Here is a 22,117-nt window from a genome sequence, read left to right as displayed (position 1 = left end):
AGCCTCCGTGGGAGCTTTGCCTATGTCACTGAAAGAAAAGGCCGCCATCACTGGCGTGGGAGAGACCGAGTACACGCGCATGTCGGGCAAGAGCATACTTGCGCTTCAGCTCGAGGCTTCGTTGAATGCGATTGCGGATGCGGGGCTCAGTCCCAAGGAAATCGACGGCATTATTCCATACTCGAATTCGCCGGTCGTAGCCGAAGACTTTGTCACGAATTTCGGTATATCCGACCTGCGCTTTTCGGCCACTGCGCCGCTCGGCGGAGCCAGCTGCGTCGCGGCCATACAATGTGCGCTGCTCGCGATCAGCGGCGGCGTGTGCAGCAACGTGCTGATCCCGATCGGTCGTAACGGCTCGTCTGCGGGTCGCATCGGCACGCGCGTTCAGCAAATGCCCCAGTTCAAGGTCGTTGGTGAGCATGAGATGCCGGTCGGCGCGATCGCCCCGGCACAGCTATATGCGCCGATGGCCCGTCGCCATATGGAACTGTTCGGCACGACGAGCTCGCAGCTTGGCGAAATCGCCGTGTCTACCCGTCACAACGCAATTCTCAATGGCCATGGGATGATGACGAAGCCGCTGACCCTTGAGGATCACCAGACGTCACGCATGATCTCCGATCCTTTGAGACTTTATGATTGCAGCCTGGAAAGCGACGGCGGCGCGGCGATCGTGGTCAGTGGCGCGGACCGGGCAAATGATCTTCGCAAACCACCGGTCTACGTCATGGGGGTCGCCGAAGGCCATCCGGATTCACCGAGCGTCATCACGCAACGCCCGGATATGACGCGCCTCGGGATCGCGAAGGCTGCGCCGAAGGCGTTTGCCATGGCCGGTGTTTCGCCTGGAGATATTGACGTTGCCGAGATTTACGACTGCTTCACCTACATCGTGCTGTGTCAACTTGAAGACCTCGGCTTTTGCAAGAAAGGCGAGGGCGGTCCGTTTGTTGCGAGCGGAGCGATTCGGCTTGGAGGAAAATTGCCGATCAACACCCACGGCGGACTGCTTTCTCAGGCGCATATGGTCGGCATGAACCACATTGTTGAACTTGTGCGTCAACTCAGAGGCGAGGCCGGCAAGGCACAAGTTAGGGGAGCCGAGATCGGCCTTGTGACTGGATACGGCGATATGGGCGACGGATCCGTCGCGATCATGCGCAAAGGATGATCGCAATGACTGCGGAGACCTACCTCAAGCCCGTTCCTGAGCCGACCCATGAGTCGAAGCCCTATTGGGATGGCCTCCAAAATGGACGGCTGCTCCTTCAGAAATGCGGGCAATGCGGAAAAATCCGTCACTATCCAAGGCCGGTTTGTGACGTCTGTTATTCGTTTGAAGTGAAATGGATCGAGGCCTCGGGCCGGGGAACGGTCCACAGCTGGACCATCACCCATCACGCCTTCAATCCCGGGTTCAAGCTCGATTTACCTTACATTCTGGCCACTATCGACCTCGAGGAGGGCGTACGGATGCAAGTCCCTCTTCGCGGCGCCAGGGAGACGGACGTCAAACTTGGGCTGCCGGTTCGTGTCATTTTCGAACAGGCCAAGCCCGATCTGGTGACTCCCGCCTGTGTAACCGCGTCGTGACCATCACCACCCGGAGCGGCATCAAGATGAACGTGGACATTGACGCACTGCGCAAGCACATCGGGACGAAAATCGTCGAGCACGATGTCGCCACCCAGGCGCCGCTGCGCGGACTTGCGGTGACCTTCGATCGGCAGGACCAGATTCCAGGGCCCGGGGATCCGATCCAGCCGGGGTGGCATCTGGTGTATTTCATGCCGCTGTCGCCCAAGGCTACTCTCGGTGACGATGGGTTGCCGATCTCTGGCGGCGTTCTGCCGCCGATGCCGTTTCCACGGCGGATGTATGCGGGAACCGAACTGACCTTCCACGATCCGATCCGCCTCGGCGATGCGCTCAAGCGCGAGACGGAGTTCACCGATGTCTCGCTACGGTCGGGCGGTACCGGAGCGTTGATATTCGCGACGCAGACCCGTCGCATTTTCACGCCTCGCGGCCTTTCGATTGTAGAACAAAATCACACAGTGTTCCGCGAAGAAGTGAAGCCTGGAGAGAAGAGCGTCACACCGAAAAGGAACAAGCCGCCAGCCGATACACCGTGGCGCCGAACGATTACGACGGACCCGGTTTCCTTGTTCCGCTATTCCGCGCTGACTTTCAACCCGCACCGCATTCATTACGACCGGGACTATGCGATGCGCGTCGAAGGTTATCCCGGCCTTGTCGTGCATGGACCCTACTCGCAGCAGTGCCTGATCGACCTTGCGCGCGATCACGCTCCGGAAAAAACGCTAAAATCGTTTTCGCAGCGCGCCCGTGCACCACTGTTCGACACGGCGCCTTTCAGCGTCGTTGGCCGCGCCGTTGACGGCGAAAAAGGAGCGGAGCTGTGGGCCCTCACACCGGAGGGAACCATCGCCATGGAAGTCACAATACGATACGCGTGAGAACAATGGTTAATGAAAAAGTTGTTTTGACGGATATCAATGATTGTGGCCAATCATCGCTTCTGTGTAAGCAGTTATGCCCCGAAGCGCGCGTCAGCTTAAAGAAGCTCCGCCGCAAAGCTGATGATGTTTAAGCAGCCATGTGGGTTGACTTCACGATAGACGATCTGGCGATCCTTCAGGCTCAGCTACGGCTGCTCATGGCGCAACCCGCGAGTGTAGATCGTGCGGCCGACGAGTGGGATCAAAAGAGCGCAGGACGGGCAATTTGAGAATGATCGCTTCTAGGGTTGGCAAAATTGCGACGTTGACGTCGGACAACGTGAATAGCTGCGCTCCGCTTCTGCATTTCGCACATGCGACCGGCTTCAATGCGGAAACGTATCGACGCTTTCTGGAGCAGCTATCAGCAAGCTTCCGTGTCGTCGCGTCCGACGCGCGTGGACATGGACGCACCACATTGCCAGCAATTCCGGAAAGGCTAACAAGTTGGGAGACCTATGAATTGGATCTTGAGGAGCTTCTTGGCGTTTACAAGGAGCCTGCCTTCCTCGTGGGTCATTCGATCGGTGCAACCGTCAGTGTGATGCTGGCGGCCCGACGGCCAGACTTGGTGCTCGGGGTGGGCTTGCTCGAGCCGTCATTTGTCCCGTTCGAGAGGGCGTATCGAGTTGCGAGCGAGCGGCGGGAGGGGCGCATCGTGGACTTCGATATTGCAATCCAGGCGCGCAAGCGCCGATCGACATGGGCGTCCCTGCCGGAGATCCGCGAGTCTTATGCAAAGAAAGCAATGTTCGCCACTTGGCAAGACGGATTTCTTGAAGATTATCTTGAGGGTGGGTTGGTATTCCTAGCTAACGATCAAATCCGGCTGGCGTGTAATCCATCCTGGGAAGCTGCAACCTTCCAGGCCGCGACGACCGATTTTTGGGACATTCTTCCACGTTACAAAGGCAAGTTACTGTTGGCCTACGGCTCGCGATTTAGCACTGTAAGTGATGTCGATGCGAAGAAGATTGTCGAACTTGCACCTCAAACTCGCGTATTCAATTTTCCGGAGAATAGCCATTTTCTTCCAATGGAACGGCCAGAAGCACTATCTCGGCTGATTATGAGTGAGTTTGATAATTCCTAGCGTGGCTATCGCCGCGGATCGATTGAGCGATTTTACTGTTGCGCCGGCGCGACGATTGCCATGAGGCCGCCCAACGTGATTGCGCGCGACTGGATCGTGGCGCCAAGCATCGGTTGTTCAGCGGAAAACATGCGGCGCCATTCCATTGGAAATCACGGAGACGACCCGGGAATCAATCGCGGAAAAGTGGACATTGACGATAACTGCTTCCAACCCACATAACAGCCATGTGTTGATCACTCTTCAGACTACTGGGACACGTTTGGCGGCGACGGCGGCCGGTGAAATGACGTCGATGTCGATCGGCACCCGCCAGCGCTCGGTGTAGCGCACCTGGGGCGCCGCGTTGCTGGCCGGTGCGCCTTCCAGCACAAAGCCATCGAAGCCGGCACTCATCACCTCGTTGCATTTCTGCACATAGACCGGGAAGCCGCCGATATACGGCATGAAGACGCGCGGCCGGCCGGGGATGTTGGTGCCGACATACCAGGAGCTGCAGGTCGATCGCAGCGAAACAGTCGATACGTCAGTGACGTGCTCGACCCAGGCGTCCTCGTCCTCGCGCTTCGGCTCGATGGTCGCGGCCCCGACGTCGCGCATGTGGGCCATGCAGTCGGCCAGCCAGTCGACATGCTGCTCAATCGCCTGGATCATGCTGGCGAGCACTGAGGGACTACCGGGACCGGTGATCGTGAACAAATTGGGGAAGCCGGCGGAGGCGATCCCGAGGTAGGCGCGCGGGCCGGCGCGCCACTTCTCGGCCAGCGTCAAACCTTTGCGGCCGGTGATCGCAATCTTGTCGAACGAACCCGTCATCGCGGCAAAGCCGGTGGCGCAGACGGCGGTGTCCAGTGGATACGCGACCCCGTCGACCTCGATGCCGTCAGGCGTGAAGCGTTCGATCGGCGTCTTGGACACGTCGACCAGTTTGACGTGCTCCAGATTGTAGGTCTCGAAGTAGGAAGTATCGACGCAGAGCCGCTTGCAGCCGAACACGTTGTCCGGACACAGCAGGTCGGCCGTCGCCGGGTCCTTCACGATGCCGCGAATCTTGCGGCGGGCGAAGTCGGCGATGGTGTCGTTGGCGGCCTTCTCGAACAGCAGATCGCCGAAGGCGCCGAGGAAGGGCAGGCCGCCGCGGGTCCAGGCTTCCTCGTATTGCCGTTCGCGCTCTTCGGGTGCAGCCTCCAGCGCCGGCTTCATGTTGAAAGGAAAATAGAAGCCGGTCGGGCGTCCGCGTGCCTTGGCCCGCAACGCCGGATAATCCGCCTTGGCCGCCTGCAAATATTCAGACGTCAGGCTCTCGTTGCGCGCCGGCACGGACCACGTCGCCGTGCGCTGGAATACCGTGAGGTGCGCCGCCTGCTGCGCGATGATTGGGATCGACTGAATCGCCGAGGAGCCGGTGCCGATCACGCCGACCCGCAATCCTGTAAAGTCGACGCCTTCATGCGGCCATTCGCCGGTGTGGTAGATCGGACCGCGAAAGTTCTTCATGCCCCTGAAGTTTGGCCGGTTCGGTGCCGACAGGCAGCCGACCGCCATGATGCAGAATCTGGCCAAAACCCTGTCGCCGCGGTTGGTCTCGATCAGCCAGCACCCGGCGTCTTCGTCGAACGTCGCCGCGGTGACACGCGTGTCGAACACGATATCCCGGCGCAGGTCGAAACGATCGGCAACGTGGTTGGCGTAGGAAAGGATCTCGGCCTGCGGCGCGTATTTCTCCGACCAGTTCCACTCCTGGTCCAGCTCCTCGGAGAAGGAGAATGAGTACTGCATACTCTCGACGTCGCAGCGTGCACCTGGATAGCGGTTCCAATACCAGGTGCCACCCACGCCACTGCCGGCCTCGAAGACCCGTGCCGAGAAGCTAAGCCCGCGCAGGCGATGCAGCATGTACATCCCGGCAAAGCCCGCACCCACGATAACAGCGTCGAAAACCGCTCCCATTTCGCCTGGGCGCTCTTGTCGCGTTGTGTTGTCGGCAATCATGACTCGTGTCGTCTCCTTTGCAGGTCGACTAAGCTAATCGAGATAAGTTCGTTCTCCGCAGGCGCCAGAGGGTTCGCAAATAAAGCCCGAGAAATGCATCTCGTACCCCGGCTCGCCTATTAAGTCCTGAGTCTTATATTTTGGTAGGCGGGCAGGGCAATCCACCAGTGGCCGAAGCTGGTACATGGCGGATCGAAACGCAGAGCTGGCTAGCTATATGCCGCAGGCGGACGGCATCGGAGATATTTGCAATGGAATGGAATCAGCGCCAACTTGGCCGGCAACGTCGGTAAATCGACTTCGCCGGCCAGAGACAGTTCATTTTTGCGTCTCAGATTTGGCGAAGTCCGCCGACTGTTCCTTCACTACGCTCCAAACCTCGTCTTGAAAGCCAGCGATCCAATCGGTTTGTGCAACCCATTTCTCTCCATCCCACATTTCAATGCGTGTCTTGCCGCCGCCGCCATGATCCTGTGCCGTGACTGTAATAGGTGCAATCAGCCCGTTAGCATCGTAATTTTTCAGACTCTCAAGACCAGTCTTAATTTTATCGGGTGTTAGCGGCCAGCCGCCATTCTTGATCGCAAGCCGTGCGCCTTCGAATGCGATCGAGTAGATCGCAAGACCAGTGTTGTAATAGACGTCCTCGGTAAATTTGCGATCACCGTTGCCTTTGCCCCTGTCGTAAAGCTCCTTGATAATCTGCTGAACCAACGGCTGATATGAGCCGCCGGCGACGTTGGTGCCGCGTTTCAATCCCTTAGCGACATCGGGTCCAATATTCTTGATATCGACCTCGTTGAGCCAATTAACAGCGATATACTTTTCAATCGAGATCCCATTGCGCTTCATCTCGCGCGATGCGATCACATGCATATTCGACAGGCTCCAGCTCACAATCCAGTCGGGGTTAAGACGACGGATCTGCGTCCATGCCGAGGCCTGATCGTTGCCCGGCAGCGGATACGGCACGAGCTGCAACTCGAAACCCTCCTTCTGCGCCAGCGTCTTCAGAATACCGATCGGTTCCTGTCCGAACGGATAATCGATATAAAAGAACGCGACCTTGACGCCCTTCAGATTTCCGCCGGACTTTTGTTTGATGTATTCAATGTCATTGGCGGCCTGACCCCAGTAGGTCGGCCCGATCGGAAATACCCATTTGAACACGTTGCCATCGACCGCATCCCCTCGACCGACCAGTGACTGGATCAGGATGTTGCCATCCTTCATAATGCGCGGAAGGACCGCGCGCGATACCGGCGTCGACAACATGTCGAACACCATCACGCCTTCGCGCTTCAAGCGTTCGTAGCATTCGATGCCGCGCTGCGGCTCGTTGCCGTGGTCCTGCACGATAATTTCGATCGGATGGCCTTCGAGACCTCCCTTCGCATTGAGAAGGTCGGCATAGTCGCGCACAGCTTGGGCAATCTGCGGCGTGACGAACGTATAGGCCTTGCTCAGGTCATAGCACAGCGCGAAGCGCACAGGATCGGCCGCGGCTGCCGGCACGACGTTGAGCAGCGCCAACGCTAGTCCGCCTAGTATAGATAGTAATCTCATTTTAGCGATCCTTCCTTGGTTGACTGAGCGAACTCAGGAAATTCTTAATCATCCCAGCTTTATCGAACGACGCACATCTGGTGATCGTCAGGTCAGCCAACGTTTCCGCCGGCTATAATGTTTGATGTCACGAAAATTCTTGTTTTGCGCGCCTCCCAGGTAAAATTCCTGAATGTCGGGATTTTTCTTCAATGCAGCCGCACTGTCGTGCATCACGATGCGACCGCTTTCGATCAGATAGCCGTGGGAGACAATTTCGAGCGCGGCAATGGCGTTCTGCTCAACCAGCAATATCGAAAGTCCTTCATCGCGGTTGATGCGGCCGAGGATCTGGAAGATCTCAGCCACGAGAAAAGGAGCCAGTCCCAGGCTGGGTTCGTCGAGCATCAATAGTTTTGGCTGGGTCATCAGAGCACGGCCGATTGCGAGCATTTGCTGTTCGCCGCCGGAGAGATAACCCGACGCGACGGTCCGGCGCTCGTGCAGACGTGGGAAATAACTGTAAACCCGGTCCTTGTTGCGGTTCATGTCCTGGCGGCTATGCAACGCCGAAGCCGCGATCAAGTTTTCGTCGGGCGTGAGATGTTCGAACACCCGACGCCCTTCGAGCACGTGGGCGATCCCCAGCTTGACGCGGTCCTGCGGCATCAGGCCGCCAAGGCTTTGGCCGCGGAACTGCAATTCGCCCCGCCGCACCTCGCCCCGCTCGGCCGTGAGCAAACCGCTGATCGATTTCAGCGTCGTACTCTTTCCCGCGCCATTGGCGCCGAGCAGGGCCACCATTCCGCCCTCGGGCACATCGATCGAAACACCTTTGATCGCAAGCGAAACGTGGTCGTAGACGACCTCAATATTGTTGAGGGACAGTATCTTAGCGGCAATGGGTGCATTCATGGCGTTCGTGCTTCCCGCTATTTCTTCGTGTAGCCGAAAGGCCATACCAGAAGATAGTCCCGAATGTTGTTGTAGATCTTCCCAAGCCCCAGCGGTTCAATCAGGAGAAACCCGATAATAAGCGCGCCATAGAAAGCTTGGGGTAGATGAGCCAGAGTTTCGATACCCAGCGAGAACCCGAACTTGGTTGCCGCCCAGGAGATGAAACTGTTCATAACGCCCGGCATCAGCAGAATGAACGCGGCGCCGAAATAACTGCCGATGATGCTGCCCAGCCCGCCCACGATGACCATCGCCAACGCCTGAATTGAGACGTCGACGGAAAACTGCTCGGGGGTTACGGCATGGTAAAATGTACCGATCAGGATGGCTCCGCTCACGCCACCGATGAACGAGGATGTCGCGAACGCCACCAGTTTGAAGTAGAAGCTGTTCACGCCGATGACCGCGGCTGCGTAATCTTTCTCCCGAACAGCGACCAGAGCGCGGCCGAGCGCGGTGCGCCGCAGATTGAGCATGAAGGACGTAACCAGCACGCACCAGACGAGGGCGACGTAATAGAGTCCTGCATCGGAGGTGACAGCCCAGCCCAGCAGGCGGATGTCAGGTGCCTGCAACGTGGCCTGTGTGCCGCCGCTGATCGCGGGTACGTGCGAAATCGTCCAGTCCATCACGAACTGCAAGGCGAGCGTGCTGAGCGCCAGATACAGGCCTTTCACGCGCAGTGCGGCAAAAGCGAACACACTTCCGATAACCGCTGCTGTTATTCCCGCGAGGACGATGGCAATCTCCCACGGTATGCCCGCCCTTGTGGCATGAACCGCGGCGTAGGCGCCGATTCCCATCACCGCTGCGTAGCCCAAATGAAATTGCCCCGCCCATCCGAGGATCAAATTGAGACCGAGCGCGCCCGCAGTCCAGACAAGCCAAGGCAGCAAGTAACTGCTGAGATAAAGCGTGTTCATGTAGATCGGCGCGGCCAGCGCCAGCAATAGCAGAATACCAATCATCCATCGATCGGCGGGGATCGGAAACAGTGCGCGGTCGGCGCTGTAATCCGTATGAAAAATCCCGGCTTGACGGAATAGCATGATCCTAGACCCTCTCGATGTCGTGGCGACCGAAAAGTCCGTGCGGTCGGATCAAGATGGTCAGGATCAGCATTGCCGCATCGACAAGATCGCGACTCGCGCCACCCAACAGGGGATCGAGAACGCTGGATGCAATTCCCTCGACGACGCCGAGCAGGACGCCGGCGAGCAACGCGCCTCCTATACTGTCCAGTCCGCCCAAAACGGCTACGGTCACGCCCTTGAGCAGCAGTTGCGCGAGCGATTGATCGACGCCCTGTACCGAACTCCAGAGCACACCGGCAATCGTCGCGACCACCGCCGACATGGCCCAAGACAGCGCGACGCCGCGCTCGACCGAAATGCCGACCGACCAGGCCGCCGTATAATCATCGGAAATCGCACGCAAAACCACACCCATCCGGCTCCGGAAGAACAGCACGAAAAAACCGAACATCGCAATTGTGACCACCGCTCCAAAAGCGTAAGCACGATTGATCAATAATGGACCGAGAAAAAGCGGGGCATCGCTGATGCCCAGATTCATGGGTCGCGTGGTACCGCCCCAAATGGTCATCGAGCCGGCTCGCAGGAAAATCTCCAGGCCAAGCGTCATCATCAGGATCATGATGATGGGGCGGCCGGCGAGGCGCCGCAGCGCCACCCGTTCGATGGCCATTCCGATGATGAACATTGTTATGATCGCCAGCGAAATCGCGGCCCAGATCGGTGCGCCCGCGCTGTTGGCGAACGCGAGCAGGACATAAGCGGCCAGCATCGTCATCGAGCCCTGTGCAAGATTAGGCACCGATGACGATTTGTAGATCAGGACGATTCCCATCGCGACAAGTGAATACATCAAGCCAATAAGCGCGCCGTTGGCAGCAGATTCCATCAACGATATCGCGTCCATTCTTCAGGCCTCCTGTACCGACAGTGTGCGTTCGATGACGCCGACTTCGCCTGACTCGTAGCTGACCTTTGCCTTCATCAGCACTGTGTTTTGATGCCCGTAGATGGCGTCGATGATCGGTTTGTAGCGCTCCTCCACGACGTTACGTCGAATCTTTCGGGTTCTGGTGATTTCGCCGTCGTCGGCATCGAATTCCTTGTGCAGGCAGACGAATTTCCGCAACTGCAAGCCGTGCGGCAGTGCACTGTTAACGTGCTTCACCGCGGCGGCGATCAGGGCGATGACCTGCGGCTTCTGCGACAGGTCGGCATAGGAGATGTAGGAAATGCCGCGCAGTTCGGCCCAAAGGCCGACAGCTTCCTTGTCGATGCAAATAATGGCTGACAGCGTATCGCGGCCGCTTCCGAGTACCGCAGCATCCTTAATGTACGGACTGAACTTGAGCCGGTTCTCAATATAGTTGGGAATATAGCGCTCGCCCTTCGCGGTGTGCACGATGTCCGACAGGCGCCCCAGCACCACGAGGTGCCCGTCAGGTTCGAGGTAACCTGCATCTCCGGTGTGTAACCAGCCGTCTTCGAGGCTTTCGCGCGTGGCCTCGTCCTGCTTGAAGTATCCGCTGAACACGCTGCCCGAGCGGACCAGGATTTCGCCGGCGTCGCTTATCCGGATATCGACGCCCGGCAGGGGACGTCCGACGGTGTGGAGCCTTACCTCGTTGAGATCCTGGATGGCATTGTAGGCACTGGTTTCAGTCTGGCCATAGAGTTGGCGCAATTTGATGCCGAGCGCGCGGTAAAAGACGAACGTATCCTCGCCCATCGCTTCACCGCCGGTGAAGGCGCCACGCAGCCGGGTCAGGCCGAATTGGTCCTTGATCGGTCCATAGACCAGCCACTCGCCTATTGGGCTCAACAACCACTGCTTGAGTGTCGGCTGACCGCCTTCGAGCTTGCGTTTTTCGGCTGAAATGGCCAACGCCATAAAAAACTTGTAGACCAGCCTCTTCAGCCACGAGGAATCTTCCATGCGCACCTGGATGGTGGTCAATAGATTGTCCCAGCTGCGCGGTGCGGCCAGATAGAAAGTCGGCGCAATCTCGCGCAGGTTTTGCAGCACGGTCTCCTGCCGCTCTGGAATATTGATCGTGAAGTGCAGGGCGATTCCGGCGCCCATCGTCACCGCGAAGTCGCCAACCCAGGCCATCGGCAGATAGGCCAGAATGCTCTCGCCGAACTGGAACGCTCCGCCTCGATAGGCATTTCGAACGCCGGCCAACAGGTTACGATGCGACAGCACCACCCCCTTGGGCTTGCCGGTGCTCCCGGAGGAATGCACGAACACGGCCGGGCCCTCGGGCTGCGCGCGGGCGATCAGCTCGTTTCGGAGATTGGGGTTGCGGATGACTAGCTCCGCGCCCTTTGCCTGAAGCGTGTCCCATGAGATCAGGCCTGGATTGGCGTAAGCGGCCAGTCCACGCGGATCGTCGTAGATAATATGCTCGATCGTCGCGCCTTGCTCGCGCAGATCGAGTATTTTGTCCACTTGTTCCTGGTCTTCGGCCAGCGCGAAACGCGCGCCCGCCTCATGAACGAAGTGGCGAATTTCATCGAGGGTTGCATCGGGGAAGGCCGGCATCGCGTACCCACCGAGGGCGCCAGCGGCCAGCATCCCCGCGTAGAGCCGAGGGCGGTTGTCGCCCAGCACCAGCATGACGTCGCCCGCCTTGAAATCCAGTTCTTCGAGACCAGCGGCGCAGCAAAGCACGATCTCGAGCAGCTGCTGCCACGTCGTCTGATTCCAGATGCCCTTGTCTTTCTCGCGCATCGCGACACGATCGGGAAAGACTTCGGCATTCTGCGCCAGAACGCGGATCAGCGTGGTATCGGTTTCGAAATTCCAGGCCAAGGCCGGTTCAGCGCGCGACATGCGCACCCCCGATGTATGCCTCGATCACCCTTGGGTCGGCGACGACGTCGGCCGGCACGCCGCTGCCGATCATTTCGCCATAGTTCAACGCCAGCATGCGATCGCAAATGCCCGTGATGACGTCCATGTGGTGCTCGATCAGCAGCACGGTGACATTGCGTTCATCGCGTGCATCCAGGATGAAGCGCGCCATGTATTCCTTTTCTTCCTGGTTCATCCCCGCCATCGGCTCGTCGAGGATAAGGAAGCTGGGCTCGGCGGCCAAAGCGCGCGCCAATTCGACCCGCTTCTTCAGGCCGATCGGAATCCCGTCGACCAGTTCGTCGCGTACGCCTTCAAGCTGCAGAAAATCGATCACGTCTTCGACCGCGGCGCGGTTCAACGTCTCGTCGCTGCGGGCAAGCCACCAATAGAGCGCCGTACGTCCTACACTGGGTTTCATGTGAATGTGACGGCCCAGAAGGATGTTATCGAGTACGCTCATACCATTGAAGAGCGCCAGGTTCTGGAAGGTGCGGGCAACTCCCAACGTCGCGACATAGTGTGGCGCCAGGCCCGTGATGTCCCGGCCGTTCAGCAGAATATGTCCACGCTGTGGCGGATAAAATCCGGTGATTGCGTTGGTGAGGGTGGTCTTGCCGCATCCGTTGGGGCCGACAAGGCCGAATATCTCGCCGCGCTCGATCCGCATATCGATTCCGTTCAGCGCGACAATGCCGCTAAAGCGTCGCTCGACAGACCGGCATTCGAGTACTGGGGCGTCGCCGCCGCGATCCTTGAGGGTCAACTTGAATCCCGTTTGAAGGTCAATCTGTTAAGAACACTTTCAGTTTCCAAATCTAACGTCTGTTAGGCATTTGGGCAACTGAAGAATGGTGCGTTGCAATTGGCCAAACGACCGTACACGCCTCATTGTGCGAGATATGCGCCCCGCCCACTGGCTAAGAGAACTCGGCTGGTATCGGTCACGCGTACGTCGGCAGTGCTTATCCGGCGCCCCAGTTTGACCACCATGCCGCGAGCGAGAACTGTCCCGCGGGTGGCCGGCCGATGATAATCGACCCGAAGATCTGCCGTAGCACTTACAATACCCCCGGCTGCGCGAACGGCGTAAAGGCCCGTTAAATCGATCAGGGCTGCCAGGATTCCACCGTGAGTTGCTTCGATTGCAGTATTGGCAACAAATTCCTCGCGCCAAGGTAGAGAAATTTCGATTTGTTCACGAGCGACCATGATGGCTTTCAATCCCAGCCACCGGTGGAACGGCGAAATCATCAACGCCTTTTGAAATTCAGCAATAGTCTCTTCGTTGGGGGGGCCAGTCTCATTCACTCGTTCGCTCCTATGTATTTTCTTTCAGCAATCAAGCACTGACATGCCACCACCGGCTATCACTGGTTCATTCCTTCGACAAAGCTCTCACAAAATGGGTCGACTTCGATTGCGGGGCTAATCGTCGCGTGTATCGCCATTACGTTGTGATATCTGCGGTCCTCGAAAGAAACTGACGACGGCCTCAGTAAATGCATCATTTCGATCGCCAACGACCATATGACCCGCGCCGGCAATATCGGTGTACGCAGAGTGGGGAGCAAGTCGAAGAAACTCTTGCGCAGCATCCACGCTTACCAAATTGCTTGATCCTCCACGTATCAGGTGAATCGGCAGCTTAAGGTTTTTGGCAGCGTCGGTCAGTCGGTTTTCGGACTGGCCCACTTTGCCATTTGTCACAGAAGTTATGAAGCGCGGATCCCAGTGCCAGCGAAGACGTCCGTCATCGCATCGTCTCAAATAGCGGTCGAGGCTCTCCGAGCCTTTCCGTCGCCGTCGATTTGGCAAATAGTTGGCGATCGCCTCGGCGGCTTCATCGGGCGAAGCAAAGCCGTCCGCCAAATGTGCCCTCATGAAATCCAGGACGTGCGCAACGCCGACCGGCTCCATATTTGGTGTAATATCTACAAGCGTAAGCGAAGTGAAGGATCCTGAGCGAAGTTCACCTTCGGCTATCAAGCCCGCCAGGCCGCCGAGGGAAGCGCCGACGAGAGCTGGTTTCTCGTCTAGTTGATCAGACATCGCAAGGAGATCCATCGCAAAGTCGTCGAGTTGGTAAGAGCCCGATGGCGACCATGCACTTTCCCCGTGGCCACGCAAATCCATCGCAATTGCACTATATCCTGCCTGCATCAAGGCCCGTGCAGTTCGAGTCCACGCCAAGCGGGTCTGGCCCCCTCCGTGCGCCAGCAAAATCGGCGAACCCTCACCAAACACGTCGGCTACAATCGCGTGTCCCTGAGCCCCGCAAAAAATCTTCTGTTTTTTCACTTGCGTCCTCAACTATCGTCACACCGCGCTCAAGTTGTTCCTTATTGAAACGGCACCTCGAAATAACGCGCAACACCTGGCAATCGCCAAGTCCTCTCTAAGAGTTGTCGAATTTGACTGCGGCGCGATCGATTTCGCCCTTGGCGGTCCTCGGCAGTTGATCGACGAAAACAATGTGCTTTGGCTTCTTGTAGCGTGCGATCTTTCCGGCGACGAAGTCGATGAGCTCGTCGGCGGTGACATTCGCGCCAGTTCGGCGCACGCAGATCGCTTTGATGGCTTCGCTCCACTGGGGATCAGGCACGCCGATGACCACGACGTCGGCGATATCTGGATGTTGGAGAATCGCGTTTTCGACCTCCGCCGGGTAGACGTTCTCCCCACCCGTCTTGATCAGCTCTTTCTCGGGAGCACGGCCGGCATACCAGAGATAGCCATCGGCATCGAAATAGCCGATGTCGCCGGTGTGATGCCAGCCATTACGGAAGGTGTGGGCAGTATCGGCGTCGTTATTCCAGTAGCCTTTAAAAACGGTGGGACCACGCACCACGATCTCGCCGGTTTGTCCGGTGGGCCTTGGTTTGTCGGCGCTGTCGACGACCGTAATGGTGCGCCAGAACAGGGGGCGCCCAGCTGATCCTGGCCGGTTGCGGTAGGGCGACAGCGTTGCGAGGCCCGATGTCTCGGACTGTCCGAAGGCTGCCCAGAATACCGCGTGGGGGCACGCTTTCTCGAAGCGTTCAATCGTCGCCGGGGTATCCAGTCCGGTCACAGCACGCAACGTCTTCAATTCGTCGCCCTTGGCCTGATCCATCAGGCCCGCCAGCATCGGCGCGAACTCCGACATGACGGTCACCCTCTCGGCGGCAATGTCGCAAACCGCCTGTTGCGGGTCGAATTTCGAAGCGATGACGCTGGCGCCGCCAGCCTGCTGTACCGTCAGCATCAGGCCAAGGCCGGCGACGTGGAACAGCGGCAGCACACCAAGATTGACGTCGCGCTCGGTCAGGCTCCAGGCCTGCACCAGCGAGCTGTGCGCCGTTAGAAGGTTGGCTTGCGACAACAGCGCGCCGCGCGGCCGCCCGCCGACGGCGGCGGTGTGAATGATTACGAAGCCATCATCGGCGCTGAAGTTCACGTCAGACATCGACGCGTCCGAAGCCGCAAGATTTGCGAGCGGCGCAAACGGCGCAGTGTGCTTGCCGATGCCAAAATAGCTCCGGACCGAAGGTAGCGACGGTTTTAGAGCCGCGATAATCTCCTGGTATTCTGCCCCCGCCACAACCAGCACCGGCGCACCGTCGGCGAGGACGTAGCCGATTTCTTCGGCGTTGAGCCGGAAATTAACCGGCAGCAGGATCGCGCCGAGCCGTGCGACCGCTCCGATCACATCGATCATTTCGAGCGAGTTTTGCGAAAGGATGGCGACGCGGTCACCGGATTTTACGCCCTCGCGTGCTAGGCCCGCCGCCAGCCGCTCGACCCTTTTCAGATATTCACGATGGGTGATGCGCTGGCCTTCAAAAACGAACGCGGTGCGGTCGGGAAAAAATTCCGCATTGCGGCGGTACACGTCGAGGAAAGTAAATTCTTTCAGGGGCATCGAGTCCTCGATGTTATGCACGATCTATCTACCGCAAAGTGCTCCACTCGAAGAAGGTCTTCGAAGCCGTCGCTCGCAGCGCGCTTTGTCAACTCTCGAATTTTGGCTCACGTTTTTCGAGAAAGGCAGCGATACCTTCCTGTGCGTCTCGATGCATGAATAGGAGCGGAAAACCATCGATGGCGTGCCGTATCTCATCTCCACCGAGGCCGCGGTTGTAAAACGATTTGGCCATCTGCACCGCAAGCTTTGGTTTTGATGCAATTCGTTCGGCAAATGCCAGGGCGTCCGTGAGCAGATCGCCGTGAGGAACCACACGTAGTACGAGGCCTAGTCTGAATGCCTCATCCGCGCTGATTGGATCGCCGAGGATACTCATTTCTTTGGCCTTGGCGCGGCCGACCATATCGTGCAGGCGTACAATCGCAAAACCGGGCAGTAGTCCGAGCTTGATCTCCGGTACCGCGAAGCGTGCGCGATCCGATGCGATGATAAAGTCTGAAGCGATCGCGAGTTCAAAGCCACCGCCGAACGCAATACCATTGACGGCGGAGATTACGGGTTTGCGGCAATTTTCCGGTGCCGCTAATACCGCCAAAGCCTCGATCATAAACTTGCGTACTTTGTCCGGATCAAAGTTGAAGCCGCTAATATCGGCGCCCGCGCAAAATGCCTTGTCCCCGTTGCCGGTGATGATGGCGACGCGGACGTTGTCGTCTGCATCCACTTTCTTCAGGCCATCCAGAATACCCTCACGGATGCCTGTGCTGAGTGCGTTAAGCTTGCCCGGCTCGTCCAGCGTAAGGATGGCGATCTTCCCTTTAGTTTCATAGTTGACGCTGCCTAGTCTCATCGCAGTCTCCCTTACGTTATAGCGCCCTGTCTTTAGCGAAACGCGCTGAAATCCGGCTTGCGCTTCTCGAGGAATGCATTGGCGCCTTCCTGCTGTTCTTGTGTCGTAAAATAGGCGGGTGCGACCTCGCGGACGAGGTCATCCATGTCGCGCTCCATGATCGGCGCCATGTGATAGTAGAATGAGCGCTTCAGAATCTTCAGGCAAGTGGGGCTCAAAGCCAGGAGTTCGTCGCAATACTTCCGCACCTCGACGTCAAGTTCGGCCATCGGAACGACGGAATTGGCCAGTCCCCAGTCGAGCGCTTGTTTGGCGGTGTAGCGTCGCGCCAGCATCCAGAGCTCTCGCGCGCGCTTGTGGCCAAGCACATTGGCGCTGTGCGAGACGATGTAGCCTCCGGCCGGGGAGCCGACACGTGGACCATTCTGGCCAAAGATCGCATGCTCCGCGGCGATGGTGAAATCGCAGAAATAGGCGATGTGGTGTCCGCCGCCAATCGCGTAACCGTTGACACGCGCGATCACCGGTTTCGGGCATTCGACGATGTGGCGGTTAAAGTTGAATTTCAGTCCTTCGAGCCCGCTCTTGCCGCCGGCGTCCTTCTCCCAGTTGACGTCGCCGCCGACGCAGAACGCGCGCTCGCCGGAGCCGGTGAGGACGATGACGCCAACTGTTTTGTCTGCGGTTGCCTCGAGGATCAGCCGCTCCATCTCTACGATGTTATCGCCGGTAAAGGCGTTGAGGGTCTTTGGCCGATTGATGGTGATGGTCGCGACGTAGTCCTTGACGTCGTACAAGATCTCTTTTTCGGACACGATGGAACTCCATTTTGTTCTGGCGAAATTAACGGCCGACGTCAGCCGATCATGGTGTATCCGCCTGACACCGACAGGACCTGGCCGGTGACATGACCTGCGGCGGCGGACGAGAGGAACACTACGGCATTGGCAATATCGTTTGGGCGACCCAGCTTGCGCAGCGGCAGCGCCTTGGCGACTTTCTCGAATTGCTCCGCCGTGAACATTGAGTCTGGCTTTGTCCACATGCTGTTGGCGCCGACTTCTTCCGTATCCACGGGAACAGTGACGCCAGGACAAACGACGTTGCAGCGGATGCCATAGCGGCCGTTCTCTTTGGCAATGGTCTTCATGAAAGAATTAACGGCGGCCTTGACGCCACCATAGACCGCCTCGCGCGGCTCGCCCGAGCGGCTTGCGTCGGAACTGATCGACACGATAGCGCCGGCACCCTTCGGAATCATGATATCGAGCGCACATTTGGTGCAGTTAAGCACGCCGACGTAGTTGATCTTGATAATCTTGTCCCAGAACTCGGGCGTTGTTTGCGTAAAGAACATCAGCTGATCCCAGCCTACGTTATTGACGAGCACATCGACCGTGCCATGCTTATCGGTAGCGGCCTTGAACATGGCGTTTACCTGATCGAAATCGGTCACGTCGGTCTTGATTACCTGAATGCTGGCAGCGCCGTTCTTCCGCGCAAGTTCGGCAACTTTCTCCGCCTGCGCCTGGTCGAGATCGCCAACCGTAATGTTGGCGCCCTCGGCTGCAAACCCGAGCACAATGGCTCGGCCGATGTTGGAGCCGCCGCCAGTGACGACGACCGATTTGCCCTTCAGATTAAAATCCATACTTGCCACTCCCGGTTCTGTCATTGAATTACGGTTGCTGCTCTGGCTCCACGACCACGACAACCGCGTTGCGCTCGACGGTCTCGCCCGGCCGGCAATTGACTGCCGTGACCACGCCATCGGTTTCGCAATTGATCCGCAACTCCATCTTCATCGATTCCAGTACGGCTGCGACATCGCCCGCCTTGATCGTATCGCCGACTGCGACGTTGACCTTCAGGATCATGCCCATCATAGGCGCACGCAGCTCGCCGCTGGTTTCGGCGACAGCGCTGATGTAGGTAAGATAGGGGATTGCCGTCAGCGTGTGGACGCCGCGGCGATGGTGGACAAAGATGGTTTGGTTTTCCTGATAAATGCGCACCGTCTCACGCCGCGCGCCGACAATCGCCGTGAAGCAGTCGTCTTTGAGCGGGATGAGTCTGACCGGTAGCTTCTCGTCGTTGACGCCGACAATCATCGAGCCGTCGGCCTTGAGCGGTGCGAATCGGATCTCCGCGCTTGCGCCCGCGGTTTCGAGGTGCAGGATCGGAATCGGTGACAATCCGTCGCCACCCGCGGCCATGTGCCATCCAGTCATTTCGCGCGACTGCCACGGCCCCCTTGCGAGGGGCTGTCGTTGCCGGATCATCCAGAAGTAGGCGCCCAGCGCCAACGCCCCGGCGTCCAGATTCTTTGCCTTGTCGACCAACTGGTCGATTTGCTCGTCGATCAGGCGTGTGTAAAAGGTGGCACTGCGCGTCGCTGGCAGGCCGAGCAAGCGCTTGAGAAATCCTTGATTGGTCGTAATTCCGAAAATCGAGGTCGCGTCGAGAGCCCGCTCGAGTTTATCGAGCGCCTCATTGCGCGTTTCGGCGTGGGCAATGAGTTTTGCCAGCATCGAGTCGTAATACGGCGTGACTACCGACCCGCTTTCGACGCCCGTCTCGACGCGAACGCCGTCGGCGGGAAATTTGACGTAAGCGAGGTCTCCCGTGCAAGGGAGAAAATTATCTGCCGGATCCTCCGCACAAATGCGCACCTCGACGGCATGCCCGCTACATGTCACCGCATTTTGTGTAAACGGCAGCCCTTCTCCGGCGGCGATGCGGAGCATCACCTCGACAATATCGATGCCGGTGACCATCTCGGTCACGGGGTGCTCGACCTGGAGACGCGGGTTTACTTCCAGAAAATAGTAGGTGTCTCCGCTCAGGATGAATTCGACAGTGCCGACCCCGCGATAGTTCAGGCGCTTGCCGAGCCGCACCGCGTCGGCGGCCATTTTGTCGCGAAGCGTTGCGGCGAGATTGACGGCAGGGGCTTCCTCGATGAGCTTCTGGTGACGGCGCTGCAGGGAACATTCACGCTCGAGCAGGTGAAGCACGTTGCCTTTGCCATCGCCGGCGATCTGCACTTCGATATGGCGCCCGCGTTCGACCAGTTTTTCGACGATCAGTCCGGGATAGCCGAACGAATTCTTCGCCTCACGCATGGCCGATTCGATCTCATTGGCAAGGCCATCGAGATCGGAAACGGCACGCATACCCTTGCCGCCGCCGCCGGCCGCTGCCTTCAGCATCACCGGAAGCCCGACTTCCTGGACGATCCGGGCGATCTCGGCAGCATCCTCACTGGGCTTCTTGCTGCCGGGGACGATAGGCACGTCGGCCGCCTCAGCCTCTTTCTTGGCAGAGGCCTTGTCGCCGAGCCGTTCGATCACGTCCGGCGTCGGCCCGATAAAAACCAGACCTGCCGCCTCGACGGCGCGGGCGAACGTGGCGTTCTCGGCCAGAAATCCGAAGCCGGGATGGATGGCCTGGGCGCCGGTCGCTTTCGCTGCGGCAATCACCGCATCGATCCGCAGGTAGCTGTCGGACGCGGCGGCGCCTCCAATCTCTATGGATTCGCCGATCATCTTCACATGCAAGGCGTCGGCGTCGGCTGTGGAGTGAATGCCGGCAACCGCGACCCCGAGCCGATGGCAGGTTCGCGCGATCCGGCAGGCGATCTCGCCGCGATTGGCAATCAGGATTTTCTTGAACACGGAACGATATCCTCTGTCATCACATCCTGAACACGCCGAAGTCTGTTTCCTGCTGTGGCAGACGGCCGGCGAGATCAAGCAAGAGGGCCATCACGTGGCGGGTCTCGAGCGGATCGATCACCATGTCACACCAGGTGTTGCGCGCGAAGTTGTAGGCGTTCGCAAAATCCTCAAAAGTCTTGCGAACCGGAGCGCGATAAGCCTCGCGCTCTTCGTCGGTCCAGCTCGTGCCATCGCGCTTGTGGATATCGTCCTTGACCATCGCGAGCGTGTTGGCGGCCTGATCCGGCCCCATGATCGCGGAGCGCCCGTGCGGCCACATCATCATCGCATGAGGTTTGAAGGCACGGCCGCACATCGCCAGATAGCCGGCTCCGTAGGAATTCCCGATGATCAGCGTGTATTTCGGCACGTTGGCGCTGGCCATTGCGGTGATCATCTTTGCGCCGTGCTTGGCGATGCCGCCTTCTTCCGCCTCGCGCCCGACCATAAAGCCGGTGACGTCGGCCATGAACAGCAGCGGGATATTGCGCTTGCAGCAGAGGTCGATGAAGTGAGTCGCCTTCAGCGCGCATTCGGAAAACAGCACCCCGTTGTTACAGAGAATCCCGATCTCGAAGCCCATTATGCGGCCAAAGCCGGTGATCAGCGTCTCGCCATATAGCGGCTTGAATTCGTGAAACTCACTGCCATCGACCAACCGCGCAACAATCTCTCGATTGTTGGTGGGGATACGCGGGTCCGTGCTGATCAGCCCATAAATATCCTTGGGGTCGAAGCGCGGCTCTCGCGGTGGCGCCACGTTCCACCGTTGCATGGGAATGTCACCGAGATTGGCGACGATATCGCGGGTAATCGCGATCGCGTGGCTGTCGCTTTCCGCCAGATGGTCGGTGACGCCGCTGACGCGGCTATGCATTTCACCGCCGCCGAGCGCTTCGACGCCGACTTCTTCCTTGGTCGCGGCATAGACCAGTTGTGGTCCGCCCAGGAACATGGCGCCCTGATTGCGGATGATGACGGTCTCGTCGCAGAGCGCCGGCATGTAAGCGCCGCCGGCGGTCGAGGGCCCATGGACGATTGCGATCTGCGCGATACCCTCGCTCGACATCCGGATCTGGTTGTAAAAGATCGATCCGAACTGTCCGTCGTCGGGAAAAATGTTGGGCTGGTCCGGCAGGTTGGCGCCGCCGGATTGCACCATGGTGACGCAGGGGAGGCGGTGTTGCCAGGCGAATTTCTGTGCGCGGACGTGCTTCTTGCAGGTGATCCCGTAGTAGGTGCCGCCTTTGACCGTGGCGTCGTTGGCGATCAGCATGCAGGCGCGGCCCGACACCATTCCAACGCCGGTGACGATGCTGCCGCCGGGCGGCACGCCGTCATACATGCCTTCGCCCGCGAACTGGCAAAATTCGAGGAACGGCGAGCCGGGATCAATTAGCGCAGCGATCCGTTCGCGAGGCAGTAATTGCTTGCGCTCCTTGTGCAGCAGCCGCGCCCGTTCCGGACCGCCGACCATTGCAGCTGCCCGGCGCTCATGCAGATCGGCGATTCTCAAGCCGTAAGCGTCCCGGTTACGGCGATACTCTTCGCTCGCAGCGGACACATCGGACTTCATGAGAGCCATTGCAGACAACCTCGTTCTTTGGGGGGATCTCTGAACAATTGAAGACGAATCGC

At 58.6% G+C, this 22,117-nt stretch carries 19 protein-coding genes; 4 read left to right on the top strand and 15 right to left on the bottom strand.

The genetic code is table 11. The features are described 5' to 3' along the window. Positions 1-22: 22 nt before the first annotated feature. The 4 genes from AX729_RS22705 to AX729_RS22690 all read left to right on the top strand — a co-directional run bounded on the left by AX729_RS22705 (position 23) and on the right by AX729_RS22690 (position 3,618). A complete protein-coding gene (locus tag AX729_RS22705; protein ID WP_021075740.1) occupies positions 23-1,174 on the top strand; it encodes a thiolase C-terminal domain-containing protein in 1,152 nt (383 codons plus the stop codon). A 5-nt stretch (positions 1,175-1,179) separates the two neighbouring features. Next, complete coding sequence (locus tag AX729_RS22700) at positions 1,180-1,596, top strand: Zn-ribbon domain-containing OB-fold protein (RefSeq protein WP_021075741.1); 417 nt, start codon at positions 1,180-1,182, stop codon at positions 1,594-1,596. After that, positions 1,593-2,483, top strand: coding sequence for an HTD2 family dehydratase (locus AX729_RS22695; protein ID WP_061026541.1), 891 nt, complete (start codon positions 1,593-1,595; stop codon positions 2,481-2,483). Before AX729_RS22700 ends, AX729_RS22695 begins: the two co-directional genes overlap by 4 nt. A 274-nt stretch (positions 2,484-2,757) precedes the next feature. Then, positions 2,758-3,618 (top strand): alpha/beta fold hydrolase, encoded by an 861-nt coding sequence (locus tag AX729_RS22690; protein WP_021075743.1) that lies wholly within the window; start codon positions 2,758-2,760, stop codon positions 3,616-3,618. Between the two features lie 243 nt (positions 3,619-3,861). On the opposite strand, the gene AX729_RS22685 is transcribed toward AX729_RS22690, so the two are convergent. From AX729_RS22685 to AX729_RS22620, 15 genes are all read right to left on the bottom strand, one after another. Beyond that, entirely contained in the window at positions 3,862-5,568 is a 1,707-nt protein-coding gene (locus AX729_RS22685) for a flavin-containing monooxygenase (protein ID WP_245325338.1), read from the bottom strand. A gap of 360 nt (positions 5,569-5,928) precedes the next feature. Beyond that, positions 5,929-7,143 (bottom strand): ABC transporter substrate-binding protein, encoded by a 1,215-nt coding sequence (locus tag AX729_RS22680; RefSeq protein ID WP_245325337.1) that lies wholly within the window; start codon positions 7,141-7,143, stop codon positions 5,929-5,931. A gap of 120 nt (positions 7,144-7,263) precedes the next feature. Then, positions 7,264-8,070, bottom strand: a complete 807-nt coding sequence (locus AX729_RS22675) for an ABC transporter ATP-binding protein (RefSeq protein ID WP_021075746.1) — start codon at positions 8,068-8,070, stop codon at positions 7,264-7,266. Positions 8,071-8,087: 17 nt separating this feature from the next. Then, positions 8,088-9,161 (bottom strand): branched-chain amino acid ABC transporter permease, encoded by a 1,074-nt coding sequence (locus AX729_RS22670; protein WP_021075747.1) that lies wholly within the window; start codon positions 9,159-9,161, stop codon positions 8,088-8,090. 4 nt (positions 9,162-9,165) lie between these two features. After that, a complete protein-coding gene (locus AX729_RS22665; RefSeq protein ID WP_021075748.1) occupies positions 9,166-10,053 on the bottom strand; it encodes a branched-chain amino acid ABC transporter permease in 888 nt (295 codons plus the stop codon). A 3-nt stretch (positions 10,054-10,056) separates the two neighbouring features. After that, on the bottom strand, positions 10,057-11,982 hold the full coding sequence (locus AX729_RS22660; protein WP_021075749.1) for an AMP-dependent synthetase/ligase: 1,926 nt from the start codon (positions 11,980-11,982) through the stop codon (positions 10,057-10,059). Then, entirely contained in the window at positions 11,969-12,769 is an 801-nt protein-coding gene (locus tag AX729_RS22655; protein ID WP_035649285.1) for an ABC transporter ATP-binding protein, read from the bottom strand. Before AX729_RS22655 ends, AX729_RS22660 begins: the two co-directional genes overlap by 14 nt. 122 nt (positions 12,770-12,891) lie before the next feature. Then, positions 12,892-13,314 carry a PaaI family thioesterase gene (locus AX729_RS38835; RefSeq protein WP_245325336.1) on the bottom strand — a complete coding sequence of 141 codons (423 nt, stop codon included), beginning with the start codon at positions 13,312-13,314 and terminating at the stop codon, positions 12,892-12,894. Positions 13,315-13,431: 117 nt separating this feature from the next. Continuing rightward, entirely contained in the window at positions 13,432-14,304 is an 873-nt protein-coding gene (locus AX729_RS38830) for an alpha/beta fold hydrolase (RefSeq protein WP_021075751.1), read from the bottom strand. A 97-nt stretch (positions 14,305-14,401) separates the two neighbouring features. Further along, the gene (locus AX729_RS22645) at positions 14,402-15,907 is read right to left on the bottom strand and encodes an AMP-binding protein (protein WP_021075752.1); all 1,506 of its coding nucleotides are present in this window, start codon (positions 15,905-15,907) and stop codon (positions 14,402-14,404) included. An 88-nt stretch (positions 15,908-15,995) separates the two neighbouring features. Continuing rightward, on the bottom strand, positions 15,996-16,760 hold the full coding sequence (locus AX729_RS22640) for an enoyl-CoA hydratase/isomerase family protein (RefSeq protein WP_021075753.1): 765 nt from the start codon (positions 16,758-16,760) through the stop codon (positions 15,996-15,998). A gap of 32 nt (positions 16,761-16,792) precedes the next feature. Continuing rightward, positions 16,793-17,575, bottom strand: a complete 783-nt coding sequence (locus AX729_RS22635) for an enoyl-CoA hydratase-related protein (protein WP_021075754.1) — start codon at positions 17,573-17,575, stop codon at positions 16,793-16,795. Positions 17,576-17,616: 41 nt separating this feature from the next. Beyond that, the gene (locus AX729_RS22630) at positions 17,617-18,411 is read right to left on the bottom strand and encodes an SDR family NAD(P)-dependent oxidoreductase (RefSeq protein WP_021075755.1); all 795 of its coding nucleotides are present in this window, start codon (positions 18,409-18,411) and stop codon (positions 17,617-17,619) included. 28 nt (positions 18,412-18,439) lie between these two features. Next, positions 18,440-20,437 (bottom strand): ATP-binding protein, encoded by a 1,998-nt coding sequence (locus AX729_RS22625; protein ID WP_021075756.1) that lies wholly within the window; start codon positions 20,435-20,437, stop codon positions 18,440-18,442. A gap of 19 nt (positions 20,438-20,456) precedes the next feature. Further along, entirely contained in the window at positions 20,457-22,064 is a 1,608-nt protein-coding gene (locus tag AX729_RS22620) for a carboxyl transferase domain-containing protein (RefSeq protein WP_021075757.1), read from the bottom strand. Between the last annotated feature and the right edge of the window lie 53 nt (positions 22,065-22,117).

It is taken from the genome of Bradyrhizobium sp. CCH5-F6 (assembly GCF_001556045.1).
Classification (GTDB): domain Bacteria; phylum Pseudomonadota; class Alphaproteobacteria; order Rhizobiales; family Xanthobacteraceae; genus Bradyrhizobium.
This window is presented reverse-complemented; position numbering and strand designations above follow the sequence as displayed.